Origin of the sequence: Myxococcus faecalis, assembly GCF_050039385.1 — a bacterium.
Classification (GTDB): domain Bacteria; phylum Myxococcota; class Myxococcia; order Myxococcales; family Myxococcaceae; genus Myxococcus; species Myxococcus fulvus.
The window spans coordinates 7,040,218-7,054,326 of sequence record NZ_CP144336.1 but is presented as its reverse complement, the minus strand read 5'-3'; the positions used below and the strand labels follow the sequence as shown (position 1 = coordinate 7,054,326).

Genomic DNA, 14,109 nt, shown 5'->3' with positions numbered 1-14,109 from the left:
CGAACGGAGGCCCGGTCCCTGTCCCCAGGGAACCGGGCCTCTTGCTTTCCGGAGCGTCCCCCGGGCGCGCGGACGCGCCCGGGCCCGCGCCCGTCACAGGTTCTTCTTGAAGTGCTCCATCACGCGCTCCCACTGGCGCTGCTTCACCAGCGGGTCGGGCACCATGTGCGTCAGGCCGCTCAGCGGGAGCAGCTCGTGCGGCTTGCCGGCGCGGAACAGGGCGTCGCTCAGCTTCAGCGTGTGGAAGAAGTAGACGTTGTCATCCGCGGTGCCGTGGATGAGCAAGAGCTTGCCGATGGGCTTGTCCGCCTTGGCGTAGGTGAGCAGCGAGCTCTTCTCGTACGCCTCGGGGTGCTCCTGGGGCAGGCCCAGGTAGCGCTCGGTGTAGTGCGTGTCGTAGTCGAGCCAGTCCACCACGGGGGCGCCGGACACCGCGGCCTTGAAGACGTCCGGGCGCTTGAGGGCGGCCAGCGCGGCCATGTAGCCGCCGAAGCTCCAGCCCTGGATGCCCACGCGCTTGAGGTCCAGCTCGGGCAGCTCCTTGGCCAGCGCCTGGAGCGCGTCCACCTGGTCATCCAGGGTGACGGTGGCGAAGTCGTACTTCACCTCGCGCTCCCAGGCGGCGCCGCGCAGGGGGGTGCCGCGCACGTCGAACTTCACGACGAGGAAGCCCTGGTCCGCCATCCACTGGGACATCAGGTGCGCGGCCATGCTGTGGTGCACCACGGTGGTGGTGGGGCCGCCGTAGATGTCGACGATGACGGGCAGCTTCTTGCCGGGCTTGAAGTCGCGCGGCCGGGTGATGGACGCCCAGTAGCGCTTGGGGCCCACCTGCCTGAGCTCCGTGTTGGGGACGAAGGGCGGCTCCTGCGCCACCTCCGGCAGCTGGCCCACGCGCGTGCCGTCCGCGCGCAGCACCTCCGTGCGGCTCATGCTCTTGAGACTGGACGTGTTGACGACGAACACCCCGCCCTCGCGCGAGGCGGAGCCCCCCTCGATGCCCTCGCCGTTCTTCGTCACGCGCTCGGGCGCCCCGCCGTCCCTCACGCGGTAGAACACGCTCTGCGTGGGGTTGGGGCCGCCGTTGAAGAACAGCGTGCGGTCCTTCTGCACGAAGCGCGTCATGCCCCGGAAGCCCGCGTCCGGCTTGACGAAGCTCTTGTCGAGCGAGCCGTCCGCCTTGCGCAGCTCCACCTCCGGGCCGCCGTTGCGCTCGGTGTACCAGAGGAAGCCCGAGCCATCGTCCAGCCACAGCGGGAAGTCCTGGTCCAGGTTGAGCCAGGCCGAGTCCTTCTCCACCAGCAGCTCCCGCGTCTTGCCCGTGGCCGGGTCGACGGCGAGCAGCTGCTGCTCCGTCTGGACGCGGTTCTGCACCAGGATGGTGAGCGGGCCGCCCTTGGGCCACACCACGGTGGCCAGGTACGGGTACTTCGCCGCATCCCACTGCACCCACGTCGTCTTGCCACCGGTGACGGCCGTGACGCCCAGGCGCACCTTGGCGTTGGGCTTGCCGGGGCGCGGGTACGCGAAGATTTCGCCGCCGCGCTCGGGGTGCATCACGTCGACGATGGTGAGCTTCTCCACCTCCGAGGTGTCGGACTCGGTGTAGGCGACGCGCCTGGCGTCGGGACTCCACCAGTAGCCGGAGAAGCGGCTCATCTCCTCCTGGGCGACGAACTCGGCCACGCCGTGCGTCTTCTCGGCGGTGCCTCCCTTCGTCACGCGCTGCTCCTTGTTCGCCGCGATGTCGATTCGGTAGACGTCGTTCTCGCGGACGTAGGCCACCTGCTTGCCGTCCTGGGAGAAGCGCGGGTCCAGCACGCCGGGGCCCGTCTTGAGCTCGGTCACCTTGCCGCTCGCGCGCTCGACGACATAGAGCCGGCCGGAGAGCGGGACGAGCAGGCGCGTGCCGTCGTCGGAGATCTGGTACGAGGTGAAGCCCCGGGCGCTGACGCGCATGCGCTCACGGCGGGCCTTCTCCTCGGGGGTGAGCGTCTCCTCGGTGCCCTTGAGCAGCGCCTCGGGGGTGAGCACCTCCTTCACCTCCCCGGTCGCCACGTCGAACGCATAGAGCGTCTGGACGTTGGAGGTGTCCTGGGTGCGCAGGAAGAGGACCTGCTTCTCGTCCGGGGTGACCCGTACGCTCACCGGGCGGCCGCTGGAGAAGTTGCGGGTCTCCGACAGCTGCCTCAAGAAGGGGTCTTGCGAGTGCGCCGTCTGGGGCATGGTGAGGGGCTTCATCTCCTGGGCGTATACGGGCGCGCTCACGAAAATGAGCGCTGCGGCGAGGACCTGGCGCATGCGTAGTCGAACTCCCGCCAGCGGCGGGGCTCCTTTCACGGAAGGGTGCGGGGAAGCCTACACTCGGCCGCCGCGCAAGCTGAGCAAACCCGCGACGGACGCGAGGATTCCCGAGGCATGAAGACCGACGACGACGCCCTGCTCCACCTGCGCCTGGCGGGCATCATCCGGCTGGGGCTGGGAGGCGGCCGGGGGCCGACGGACGCGTACGTCTTCGACCCCCACCGGCTCGCCCTGCCCTCCTGGGCCATGGCCCTGGGGGACACAGGGCCCGCCGCGCTGCTCGTCACGCTGGACCGTCACCTGGACGTGGTGGTGCCCCGGAGGCCGGAGGCGGTGCCGGACCGCTCGGCGGGCCTGCGAGCGCTGGATGAGCACGCCCGGTGGGAATTGGACGTGCGCAACTACGACCACATCCTCGCGGCGATGGAGGCGGGGCTGGTGGCGGATGCGTTGTTCATCGCCCGGACGCGGCCCCGGGGCGCCTTCGCGGGGGACACCTACGTGGACACGCGAGGCCGCTCGCACCGACTGGTGGTGGTGCCCACGGTGGACCGCGCGTCCGAGGCGTGGAGCCACCCTGCTCCGGGTGACGCGGTGCGGGACGTGCTGGAGGACGCGGAGCGGGTGCTGCTGGACGTGGACCTGGACTGCTTCACCTCGCTGAGCGACGCGGACCCGACGACGGTGCTGCCCTGGCCGCGCGCCATCATCCGAGAGTTCCTCCTGCCCGACGGCTCCGAGCCCTTCTGGGACGCGGTGCTCCAGCGCGCGGTGGCGCTGACGCTCGCGAGGGAGCCGCACCACTGCGGCGGACTGCTCGCGTCCGGGGAGCTGTTCCGGGATGTCGCCGAGGTGTTGTTCCGGGAGCTCTTGCGCGTCGAGCCGCCGTGAGCGGCTACAGCGGTGAGTCGAGGAAGCTGGGGCGCAGGTCCGTCACCTGGCCGCCGGCGAACGTGAAGCGGCTGCCGATGGGAGGCCGGTCGCCGTTGAGCACGTAGCCGAAGTCGATTCGGAACGGGTTGACGTTGAACTGAGGGAAGAGCAGCCGCAGGCCCACGCCCACGGACGTCACCATGTCCGGCCTGTCGTTGAACGCGCTGCCCGAGTCGAGGAAGAGCACGCCGCCCACGTGCACGGTCTTGATGACCAGCGGCGCGGTGCGGTACTCCACGTTCACGAGCAACATCCGCTTGCCGGAGTACTCGTCCGCGGGCGCGCCGCGAAGGCCGTTGCCTCCACCGAGGAGCGTCACCCGGTCGAACAGGTCGTCGATGTTGACGTCCAGCAGGCCGCGCGCGACGAAGCGTCCTCCGAGCACCTTGGGCGACACCTGCGTCAGCTCCGCGGCCCAGTGGCGGTTGTTCCAGGTCGCCGCGTCGCCCATCTGTCGACGGATGGAGCCGGAGGCGGCGACAGTGGTGAGCGCCTCGCCCCAGCGCAGGCGGTAGCGCGCGGCCAGCCCTGCCTCCGTGAAGTGCGTGTCGTCACCGAAGACGGGCGGCGCGTAGCGCAGCGTCGCGGAGAGCCAGTGCCCCATCTGGTAGTCCTCGGAGAGGACATAGGAGTCCACGTCGCGGAGGACTTCGTAGCGGGCCTCGAAGGCGCGCAGGGACATGGACACGTAGCCCGCGTCCTCGGCGCGCGGCAGGTAGTTGCGCCGGAACCAGGCGGACTGGTCCTCGGTCAACATCGACGACCTCGGCGGGTCGTAGGCGTAGTGGTACGCGCCCACGGAGCCGCTCAGGTTGAGCTTGTAGCGCAGGCCGAAGGAGCGCGTGTACGAGGCCGCGCCCGCGACCTCCTCCGTCCGGTACACGTAGGGCACCGTCGGGCCACCGGGGAACGGGAGCTGCCAGATGTCCGCGCCCCGGTAGACGCGATTGGTCTCCACGTTCCACGCCACGGATGAGCTGACGCTCCACGGCGTCGACAGCGAGTAGAGGGGCCGGCTCACGGAGACGCTGCCCCGCGAGCCCTCGGCCTGGCCGCTCTCGCGTCCGATGATGATGGCGGCGGACTCGGTGAACGACCAGCGACTGCCCAGCACGCGCGGGTCGGTGTAGCTCTGTCCGAGGCTGAGCGTGTCCAGGCGCAGGATGAAGTCCACCGCGAGCTTCTTGCCCCGGCCCAGGAAGTTCTGCTCCGTGCCCTGCAGCCGCAGGTACTGGAGCAGCGAGCCGACCGCGGAGAAGTCGCTGTTGAGTCGTAGCGACCAGATGTCCTTGGTGACGACGAGCAGCGACACCGTGCCGGGCGTCTTGCCGACGAGCGGGACGACTCGCACCACGGAGAACAGGCGCAGTGCGCGCAGGTTGCGCGCCGTCTCCTCCGCGAGGCGCGTGGAGTAGGGCTGACCGAGCGGCAGCAGCACCTCGCGCCGGACGACCTCGTCGCGCGTGCGCACGTGGAAGATGTTGAGGAAGTCAGGATACGGGTCGCTCTCGACCACCACCTCCTCGGTGTCCACGAGCACATCCGAGAGCGGCTTTCCTTCCGGGGAGGGGTCCACCTGGCGGCCATGCCGGACGAGCGACTCGACGACGAGGGCCTCCTCGTAGTTCTCCTGCGTCAGCCCGGGTGCGCGCGCGGGTGGAGGCTCCACCGTGGCGCCCTCGGGCTGCTCACCCTGCTGTGTCGCGACGGGCGCGTCCGGCGGCGGAGTCGCGACGACGGGAGCCGGTGTCTCGGAGACGGGCTCCGCCAGTTCGCTTTGCTGCGTCACGCCCAGTAGCGGCGACGCAACGGCGGGAGTCGGGGTCTCCGAGACGGGCTCCGCCAGTTCGCTTTGCTGCGTCGCGACGAGCGCGACCCGTGGCGGAGACGCAACGACAGGCGCCCGCTTCTCGGGGCTGGGGGCCGCCTGCACGCCCTGTGGCGTCGCGACAAGCGCGGCAGGTGACAGCAACGCGACGACAGGCTCCGCCTGGAGTGGAGTCAGGGCAAGAGGAACGACGATGAGGGCAACCAGTGGTAGCGCCACCCCACCATCCTGGCATGCGCCGCATTCCTGGCGAGCATCTTCATCGCGGGAAGCTCGGATGGCGCGGTTCGTCGACGTCGGCCCCCTCCGTGATGTCCGGGCTATCGCTCGGGCGAGAACCGCCCAGGTCCAAGGACCCCAGACAGCACCACCACGTGCACGGAGCACCGCCTTCGGTGCGGCTCCTGGCGCGGGCCTCTCGGTGGTGGCTGTCGCCCGAGTCGCAGGACGACCAGGGCCCTGTGTCGGAACCGAATCCGCCGCGCGGAGCCTCCCGAGCAACGGGCCCGCTGGCAGCACGCTCGCCGTCGAAAACCCTCGGGAAATGCCGCTGTAATACCGCGCGAAAGGTGGCGTCTTCCTCGATGAACGGTGGGTCGCGGCTCGTGGGTCCTCGAGCGCTCGCCCCCGGAGCCATCCATTCCTGGAGGTCCCTTTCCCCATGTCGGGTTCACACAGCCACGCGCCCACGTCACACGGCCGAGCCTTCGCGCTCGGCGTCACGCTCAACCTGGCCTTCGTGGCCATCGAGGCGCTGTACGGCTTCCTCTCCGGCTCGCTGGCGCTGCTCGCGGACGCGGGCCACAACCTGAGCGACGTGCTGGGGCTCGAGCTCGCCTGGGGCGCCAGCATCCTCGCCCGACGCCAGCCCACCGAGCGGCGCAGCTACGGCCTGCGCGGTGCCTCCATCCTCGCGGCCCTCTTCAACGCGCTCATCCTGCTGGTCGCTGTCGGCGCCATCGGCTGGGAAGCCCTCCGCCGCTTCGGCGAGCCAGCGCCCGTCGCCAGCCTCACCGTCATGAGCGTCGCGGGCATCGGCGTCGTCATCAACACCGCCACGGCCCTGCTGTTCTGGAAGGGGCGCAGGAACGACCTCAACGTGCGGGGCGCGTTCCTGCACATGGCGGCCGACGCGGGCGTGTCGCTCGCCGTGGTGCTCAGCGGCGCGCTCATCTACTTCACGGGGCAGGCGTGGCTGGACCCGGTGGTGACGCTCGGCATCGCGCTGCTCATCCTCGTCAGCACGTGGAGGCTGCTGGTGGACTCCTTCAACCTCGCGCTGCAGGCCGTTCCCGCGAACATCGACCTGGGCGCGGTGCGAAGCCTCATGACGCAGGCGCCCGGTGTCACCGGCGTGCACGACCTCCACGTCTGGGCCTTGAGCACCACCGAGTCGGCCCTCACCGCCCACCTCGTGGTGGATGCGCCGTCCGGCACCGAGGCGCTCGTCCCCTCGCTGAAGGCCCGGCTGCACGACACGTTCGGCATCGAGCACGTCACACTCCAACTCGAACCCGCGCTCGCCGCGACCTGCCACCCCTGCGCCCCTGGTGACACCCGCCACGCCGCATGCGCCTGACGGCACCGTGCGAGTCCGGCCCCGCCGCCGACCTCGACTCCCTCGCCCTGACGATGCCCCCCTCGCCAGCGCCCCACCGAGACCTCCGATGACCCCGACCCTGCGAACCCACTTCGACCTCGAGCTGCGCCGCGCCGAGCAAGCCCATGCACGCGGTGCCCATCAAGACGCCTGGCGCTTCCTGGAGCGCGCCCACGTCCTGAGTCAGGCCCATGCGTGGCCCCACCTGCGCGTCCACGGCGCCATGTTCCGTTGGGCCGTTGGACACGGAGACTGGCGGGAGCTGCTCGGACAGTTGCCGCGACTCCTCCTGGCCGCGCCGGGCTCGTGGCTCGGTCGCGCGCCGCTGGGCAACACGGGCGGCGCCAACGTGGGCATCTTCACACCCATGGACATCCCCGAGGACCTCCGCGCCATCCTGGCCGCGCGATAACTCCCCGCGTCGAGGTGACATCCCGCGTCGAACCGCCTTCGACCAAGGCCCGTGACGAACGCGGCACGCGATGCGTGCACGGACTGACGCTAGGCTCCCGCGCGGGTGGAGTCACTCCACTTGGGGGACAGGCCGCATGACCACGTCGGACGCCGCGCACCGTCAGCCATCATCTCGTCTGCCGAAATCGCTTCCGGAGCTGCAAGCCCTGCGCGCATGGCGCGAGCCCATCTCCGGCCCCGCGCACTTCCACGTGGAGCCGACAGACATCTTCGTCGCCACCTATCCCAAGTGCGGAACCACGTGGACGCAGCAAATCGTCCACGGCCTGCGCACGCGCGGCGACATGGGCTTCGAGGAGATCTCCCTCGTCGTCCCGTGGCTGGAGAGCCCACCCCTCCCGGGCGTCGACCTCGCGGGGCCCCAGGTCGCGAAACCGCGCGCGTTCAAGACACACCTGCATTGGGAGCGGGTGCCGAAGGGCGGGCGCTACATCCACGTGATGCGAGACCCGGCGGACACGCTCACGTCCTTCTACCACTACGTGAACGGCTGGATGTTCGAGCCCGACTCCGTCAGCGTGGAGGAGTTCTGCTTCGGCATCTTCCTGAAGGACGCGCGCTTCGGCCGCTACTGGGAACACCTGCGCGCCTGGTGGAGCGTCCGCGAGCGCGACGACGTGCTGCTGCTCGCCTACGAGGACATGAAGGAGGACCTGGCGTCCGCGGTCCGACGCATCGGCGCCTTCATGGGCATCCCCCTGGACGACGCGCTCGTCGCGCTCGTGACGAAGCAGTCCACCTTCGAGTTCATGCACGCGCACGAGTCCCAGTTCGACGACCACCCGACGACCGAGGCCGTCAATCGACTCACCGCGCTCCCACCCGAGGTCCAGACCACCAAGGTCCGAGCCGGCCGCGTGGGAGACTCCTCGGAGCTGTCCTCGGCGGTGCACGACGCGCTCGCCGCGACCTGGCGCGCGGACATCGAGGTGCCACTCGGAATCCCCTCCTATGCACGGCTTCGCCAGCAACTGCGGTCATCCCCACCCGCTCAAGCCCGGACGAGGCGCTCGTAGCCCAGCGCCTCCAGCACGTCCTCATGACCCGCGAGCGCCGTGTTGATCTCCTCCAGGTCCGCGGCGCTCATGCGTCCGAGCGAGTCCCCGTTGAAGTCACGGATGGTGCTGCGCTCGCCCATGATGTCGAACGCGCGGCCGACATCCAGCCGCCCCAGCTCCGGGATGTACTCGAGGATTCTCGCGGCGATGGTCTCCGGGGACTGACAGAGGTCCTCGTACCGGAAGAAGAGCGAGCCTCGCAGCACGGCCCGGTTGCGGAGCTGCAGCCGGCTGGAGCGCACCCAATGCGCCGTCGCGACGGACAGCGGATAGCCGCGCTTGCGCCGCACGCCCTCGGCGAAGGCATACGGACTGCGCACCGAGACGATGAACCGCGCGGGCGCGAACTGCTCCTGCAACAGCGGCGCGGCCATCACCATGGGCGGGCTCTTCTCCACGAGCACCGCCTTGCCCAAATCCCACGCGCGATGCCAGACGGCCTTGATGCGCTCCCAGTGGTAGCGCTGGGGGTCCGCGAACTTCGCCTCGTTCGTCGTCCAGTTGCGAAGCTCGTCCGACTCGGTGTCGGGGATGGGCATCGCCTCCGGGTCATCCCGGTGCACCAGCCACTGTCCCTCGTGGTTCATCGAGTCGAAGACGGAGACCTGGTCCGACGTGGCCAGCAGCCGCACCAGCAACGTGCTGCCGCTGTTGTTCGGACAGATGACGAATGTGTACAGCGGCGACCTGCGCACCACCTGCTCCACGAATCACCCCCGGGACCGGAGGGCAGGCGTCTCACGAATCGAGCACCCACGTCATGACGAGACGCGGCGAACCCTCGCGAATCCCCGCTCCCGCGCCGCCAGTCGCGTGACGCCCCAGAACCCCAGCGCCACGGCGGCGATGGTCGCCCCCTGCACGCACACGCCCACCCAACCCGCGTGCGCGAACACCACCGTGGACGCGAGCGAGCCCGCGCCACTGCCGATGGAATAGAAGACCATGTAGCCCGCCACCAACCGGCTGCGCGCCTCCGGGCGAACCGCGTACAGCTCGCTTTGGTTCGTCACATGCAACGCCTGGATGGCCAGGTCCAGACCGATGATTCCCAACCCCAGCGCCCACAGCGACTGGTGCGTCTGCGTCAGCACGATGGGAACCCACGACACCAGCAGCAGCCCGAGCGCGAACAGCGTCGTCCGATTCCCGAAGCCCCGGTCCGCCAGCCGCCCCGCCCTCGACGCCCCCAGCGCGCCCGCGACCCCCGCGAGGCCGAACAGGCCCACCTGCGTGTGCGAGAGCGAGAACGGCGGCGCCGCCAGCAGCAGCACCATCGGCGTCCACAAGGTGCTGAACGCGGCGAAGCCCAACAGCGCGAGCACCGCGCGGACCCGCAGCACGGGCTCCTCCACGAACAGCGTGAGCACCGAGCGCAGCAGCTCCGGATAGGACAGCCGCGTGCGCGCACGCTCGCGAGGCAGCACCCGCAGCAGCGCCAGCGCCACGAGCAACGTCGCGCCCGCCGACACGAGATAGACGGAGCGCCACCCGGCGACATCGGACAGGAAGCCCGCCACGGTGCGCGCCATCAGGATGCCTATCACCACCCCGCTCGTCACCAGCCCCACCACGCGGCCCCGCTCGGCTGGCGACGCGAGCGACGCGGAGAACGCCACCAACACCTGCGTGACGACCGCGAGCAGCCCCACCACCGCCAGCGCGCCGAGCAACACCGCGCCCGAGGGCGCCAGCCCCACCAGCGTCAACGCCGCCACCGACAGCAGCATCTGCAGGGCGACCAGCCGACGCCGCTCCACCAGGTCTCCCAGCGGCACCAGGAGCAACAGCCCCAACCCGTACCCCACCTGCGTGACAGTGACGACCACGCCCACCGTCGCGGGTTGCAACCCCAGCTCCCGCGCCATCGCATCCAACAACGGCTGCGCGTAATAGACGTTGGCGACGGCCAGCCCGCAGGCCACCGCCAACAACCCCGTCACCGCGCCCGACAGCCCGGGCCCCCCCCTGCCCGCAGGCTCCACCACCTTGGACTCCCGTCGCATCCACCACCTGCCCGCATCTGGTTTCAAAATGAAACCAGCGGGGAGTTAACGGGCCGGAGGGGATGTGGCAACCTCCGTTTCCGAATGGCGCAGCGAAAACCCCACAGCCAGGCCGAGTGCCCCGTCGAGCGGACCGTGGACATCCTCGGTGACGAGTGGTCCCTGCTCATCCTCCGGGACGTGTTCGACGGCCTGCGCCGCTTCGGAGAGCTCCAGAAGAACCTGGGCGTGGCGCGCAACATCCTCTCCGGCCGCCTGCGCAACCTGGTCGCGCACGGCATCCTGGAGACGGTGGCCGCGTCCGACGGGAGCGCGTTCCACGAGTACGCGCTGACGCCCAAGGGCAAGGACCTGTTCCAGGTCATCGTGGCCCTGCGGCAGTGGGGCGAGCACCACTGCTTCCAACCCGACGAGCCCCGCTCCCGACTGGTCGACACGGAGCACGGCAGGCCGGTGCGCCCCCTGGAGCTGCGCGCCGAGGACGGCCGGCCCCTGGCCTGCTCGGACGCCGTCGTGAAGAAGGTGTCCGAGCAGAAGCCGCGCAGGAAGCGCTGAGCGCTACGCCTCGGACTGCACTTCGATGGTCGGCTCCATCACCACCTCGGCGGTGATGCTCTGGCCGATGAAGCAGTACTTGTGCGCCTTCACGAACATCTCGCGCACCTTCTCCACGTCCGTGCCCGGCGCCACGCGGATGAGCGGCGCGAGGCGGACCTTGTTCACCCGCTTCACCTTCTCCACCGTGTCGAGGAACACCGTCACCTGGTCCTCGTACGAGCGCACATCCAGCCGCAGCTTCTTCGCCAGCGCCAGGAACGTGAGCAGGTGGCACTGCGCCACCGAGGCCCCGAGCAGGTCCTCCGGATTCCAGCGCGAGTCCTCACCGCCATACCCCGTCCCCGCGCTCACCAGGATGTCCGGCTTGCCATCCGTGCCAGCCACCGCGTTGCGGCTGTACTCGCTCGCGGTGGAGCCCTTCCACGTGAGCCTCAGCGGAAATCCTTCCACGTCCTGCCTCCTTGCGTTGCGTGTGTCCTCGGGCCCGAGCATAGGAGCCCCTTTGTCGTTCCGGCTCGACTGTCGCACCGGCTCCCTCCATCGAGGGAGCCCGTCCCCTACGCGGCGTCCGGACTTCCGTCATCCGCCGCGCAGGTCCGCGCCCTTCGGCACGGGCAGCTTCTCCCCGCGCGCAATCGCCGAGACGATGCGCGCGAGCTTCTCCACGCCGTCCGACAACGCCGCGGGGCCCGGCTGCAGGATGAGGCTGCTCTTCACCTCGTAGAGCTGGTCTTCCACCACCGCCGTCACCTTCTCCCAGCCCGGACGCGCGGCAATCTTGTCCCGCTTCGCCTTGCGGCCACACCAGCTGGCGATGACGCCGTCGGGGTTCCTGCGCGCCACCTCCTCGGGCTCGAAGATGCGCCCCTTCGCGCCCTGCGACGCGCGCGACTCGCGGCACACGTCCTCGCCGCCCACCAGCTCCACCAGCTCCGAGCACCAGCGGATGCCGGAGATGAGCGGCTCGTGCCACTCCTCGAAGAAGATGCGCGGCCGGCGCGGCAGCGCTTCCGCCGCGTCCGCGTGGCGCGTGAGGTTCGCCGTCAGCTCCTCCGCCAGCTTCTCCGCCGCCTCCGCGCGCCCCACCAGCGCGCCCGTCAGCCGCACCGACTGGAGGATCTCCGCCACCGAGCGCTGGTTGAACAGGTACACGGGCACGCCCCGCTTGCACAGCTCGCGGCCCAGGTCCGCCTGCAAGTCGGAGAAGCCCAACACCAGGTCCGGTTTGAGCTCCAAGATGCGCTCGAAGTTGGCGTCCAGGAACGACGACACCCGGGGCTTCTTGCGCGCCTCCGGCGGCCGCACCGTGAAGCCAGACACCCCCACCACCAGCTCCCCCGCGCCGATGCGGTAGAGCACCTCCGTCGTCTCCTCCGTCATGCACACCACCCGCCGGGGATAGGCGGGCGCGCTGGAAAGCAACTCGGTCAGGTGGACGCTCATCCCGCCACCCTAACCGCGCGCACCCTCTTCGCGGAGGCTTCATGAAATCCCGAAAACCTTGTTCCACACTCCGAGTCGCTCACGCTCCCGCCCCCCAGTCCGCGTCTGCCGGCTGATCCACCGGCCGCGTGTCCGGTGCCGGACGTTGCGGCGCCCGGGCCGGTTTCTCGGCCGTTGATGCACTGCGCCAACCTGGCAGGTCGCTTGGGCAGTGGACGATTGCGGTGTTAGCATCCGCACGCATGTTCGACCGGAGCGTCGTGTGCCTTCCCGGTCGGTGGGGGCAGACATGATTGAAAACAACGCCCCGACGAATGGCGCGCCGCCCGACATGGTGGATCCGCTGCTGGGGCGCGTCCTCAACGAGCGCTTCCGCATCCTGGAGACCCTGGGCGCCGGAGGCATGGGCCGCGTCTACAAGGCGGTGCAGGCGCCGCTGGACCGGCTGGTCGCGCTGAAGGTCCTCAATCCCCACTACAACGACGAGGGCAAGGACCCGGGCTTCCAGAAGCGCTTCTTCCTGGAGGCCAGCGTCACCGCGAAGCTGCGCCACCCCAACACCGTCACCGTCATCGACTACGGCAAGACGGACGACGGCATCTACTACATCGCGATGGAGTACCTGGACGGGCTCACGCTCGGCCAGCTGCTCACGCAGGTGGGCCCGCTGCCGTGGGCGCGCGCGCTCAACATCACGCAGCAGATCGCCCGCTCGCTGCGCGAGGCGCACAAGGTCGGCCTCATCCACCGCGACCTGAAGCCCGCCAACGTGATGGTCCTCAACCAGGAGACGGACCACGACATCGTCAAGGTGCTCGACTTCGGCCTGGTGAAGTCCTTCATCGGCGACGCGGACGTGCCGCAGGACACGTCGCTCACCCAGGCGGGCATCATCCTGGGCTCGCCGCAGTACATGGCGCCGGAGCAGGCGCGCAACGTCGCCGACCCGCGCAGCGACGTGTACAGCATGGGCGTGGTGCTCTATCAGATGCTGATGGGCCAGCCGCCCTTCCTGGCCGCGCAGAGCATCGACGTCATCGTCAAGCACATCAACGAGCCCCCTCCCGCCTTCGGCGCCGTCTGGGCCAGCCATGGCGTGCCCGCGGAGGTGGAGGCGCTCGTCATGAAGTGCCTCGCCAAGATTCCCTCCGAGCGCTACCAGTCCATGGACGAGGTGCTGGAGGCGATGCGTCGCCTCTCGCACGTGGTGGGCGTCAGCGGCGTCTTCAGCGGCCCGCGCCTGACGGGCACCGGCAGCGGTCCTCGCAGCGGCCCCATCAGCGGGCCGGTGAACGCCGCCGGCTCCGGCCCCAGCACCATGGCGCTGGACATCGCCGTGGAGGAGCCGGCCGCGAAGTCCGGCAAGGGCCTGCTGCTGCCCCTGGCCATCCTCGGCGGCGCCATCGTGATTGGCGGCGGGCTCTTCGCGGTGGCCATGATGATGCGCGAGCCCAAGCTCAAGCCGCTGCCGCCCGACTACGCCGCCACCCAGGCCGCCCTGCCCAAGGCGCCCGCCGCGCCCGCGAAGACGGCCCCGGGCCCGGCGGCCATCGCCGTGGACGACGAGCTGGCGCTGGCGCCGCTGGTGCCCGGCAACGTGCCCTCCGTGGTCTTCACCATCGAGAGCGAGCCCATGGGCGCCCGGGTGCGCGCGGGGAACAAGGACCTGGGTGTCACCCCCGTGAAGTACAAGGTCCGGCAGGACGGTGAGGGCCTTGCGAGCGCGGAGCTGACCTTCACGCTGGAGGGCTACCAGCCCCTCACGGTGAAGGCCGAGGGCACCGGCACCGAACAGACCATCCGCCACAGGCTCAAGAAGAAGCCGACTGCGCCGGCCCGCCCCCAACGGCCCGCTGAGTCGCGCGACAATTTCAAGGACAACCCCTACTAGTGAAACACTTCAAA

Annotated in this window: 12 protein-coding genes; 6 read left to right on the top strand and 6 right to left on the bottom strand. The window is 69.9% G+C overall.

The genetic code is table 11. From position 1 onward, the window contains the following. Window positions 1–93 precede the first annotated feature (93 nt). Complete coding sequence (locus VZQ01_RS28315; protein ID WP_426745206.1) at window positions 94–2,301, bottom strand: alpha/beta fold hydrolase; 2,208 nt, start codon at window positions 2,299–2,301, stop codon at window positions 94–96. A gap of 117 nt (window positions 2,302–2,418) precedes the next feature. Here VZQ01_RS28315 and VZQ01_RS28310 point away from each other — a divergent pair, with 117 nt between their 5' ends. Continuing rightward, the gene (locus VZQ01_RS28310) at window positions 2,419–3,195 is read left to right on the top strand and encodes a hypothetical protein (protein WP_408889326.1); all 777 of its coding nucleotides are present in this window, start codon (window positions 2,419–2,421) and stop codon (window positions 3,193–3,195) included. Between the two features lie 4 nt (window positions 3,196–3,199). On the opposite strand, the gene VZQ01_RS28305 is transcribed toward VZQ01_RS28310, so the two are convergent. After that, window positions 3,200–5,026 (bottom strand): BamA/TamA family outer membrane protein, encoded by a 1,827-nt coding sequence (locus VZQ01_RS28305; RefSeq protein ID WP_426745205.1) that lies wholly within the window; start codon window positions 5,024–5,026, stop codon window positions 3,200–3,202. 700 nt (window positions 5,027–5,726) lie between these two features. Here VZQ01_RS28305 and VZQ01_RS28300 point away from each other — a divergent pair. The 3 genes from VZQ01_RS28300 (at window position 5,727) to VZQ01_RS28290 (ending at window position 8,155) form a co-directional block, all read left to right on the top strand. Beyond that, complete coding sequence (locus VZQ01_RS28300; RefSeq protein ID WP_426745204.1) at window positions 5,727–6,644, top strand: cation diffusion facilitator family transporter; 918 nt, start codon at window positions 5,727–5,729, stop codon at window positions 6,642–6,644. Window positions 6,645–6,732: 88 nt separating this feature from the next. Then, entirely contained in the window at window positions 6,733–7,077 is a 345-nt protein-coding gene (locus VZQ01_RS28295; protein ID WP_426745203.1) for a DUF3703 domain-containing protein, read from the top strand. 136 nt (window positions 7,078–7,213) lie between these two features. Continuing rightward, a complete protein-coding gene (locus tag VZQ01_RS28290) occupies window positions 7,214–8,155 on the top strand; it encodes a sulfotransferase domain-containing protein (RefSeq protein ID WP_426745201.1) in 942 nt (313 codons plus the stop codon). Here the strand turns inward: VZQ01_RS28290 and VZQ01_RS28285 are convergent. Then, window positions 8,131–8,892 carry a sulfotransferase gene (locus VZQ01_RS28285; protein ID WP_223748408.1) on the bottom strand — a complete coding sequence of 254 codons (762 nt, stop codon included), beginning with the start codon at window positions 8,890–8,892 and terminating at the stop codon, window positions 8,131–8,133. The genes VZQ01_RS28290 and VZQ01_RS28285 overlap by 25 nt on opposite strands. A gap of 63 nt (window positions 8,893–8,955) precedes the next feature. Continuing rightward, window positions 8,956–10,203: an MFS transporter gene (locus tag VZQ01_RS28280; RefSeq protein ID WP_426745200.1), complete on the bottom strand. Its 1,248-nt coding sequence runs from the start codon at window positions 10,201–10,203 to the stop codon at window positions 8,956–8,958. Window positions 10,204–10,338: 135 nt separating this feature from the next. Between VZQ01_RS28280 and VZQ01_RS28275 the strand changes: the two genes are divergently transcribed. Next, a complete protein-coding gene (locus VZQ01_RS28275; protein ID WP_223748406.1) occupies window positions 10,339–10,758 on the top strand; it encodes a winged helix-turn-helix transcriptional regulator in 420 nt (139 codons plus the stop codon). Window positions 10,759–10,761: 3 nt separating this feature from the next. Here VZQ01_RS28275 and VZQ01_RS28270 read toward each other — a convergent pair whose 3' ends face one another. Further along, window positions 10,762–11,211: an OsmC family protein gene (locus VZQ01_RS28270; RefSeq protein WP_223748405.1), complete on the bottom strand. Its 450-nt coding sequence runs from the start codon at window positions 11,209–11,211 to the stop codon at window positions 10,762–10,764. Window positions 11,212–11,340: 129 nt separating this feature from the next. Continuing rightward, entirely contained in the window at window positions 11,341–12,204 is an 864-nt protein-coding gene (locus tag VZQ01_RS28265) for an ABC transporter substrate-binding protein (protein WP_223748404.1), read from the bottom strand. Window positions 12,205–12,493: 289 nt separating this feature from the next. On the opposite strand from VZQ01_RS28265, the gene VZQ01_RS28260 reads away from it, so the two are divergent. After that, entirely contained in the window at window positions 12,494–14,095 is a 1,602-nt protein-coding gene (locus tag VZQ01_RS28260; RefSeq protein WP_223781619.1) for a serine/threonine protein kinase, read from the top strand. Window positions 14,096–14,109: the final 14 nt, after the last annotated feature.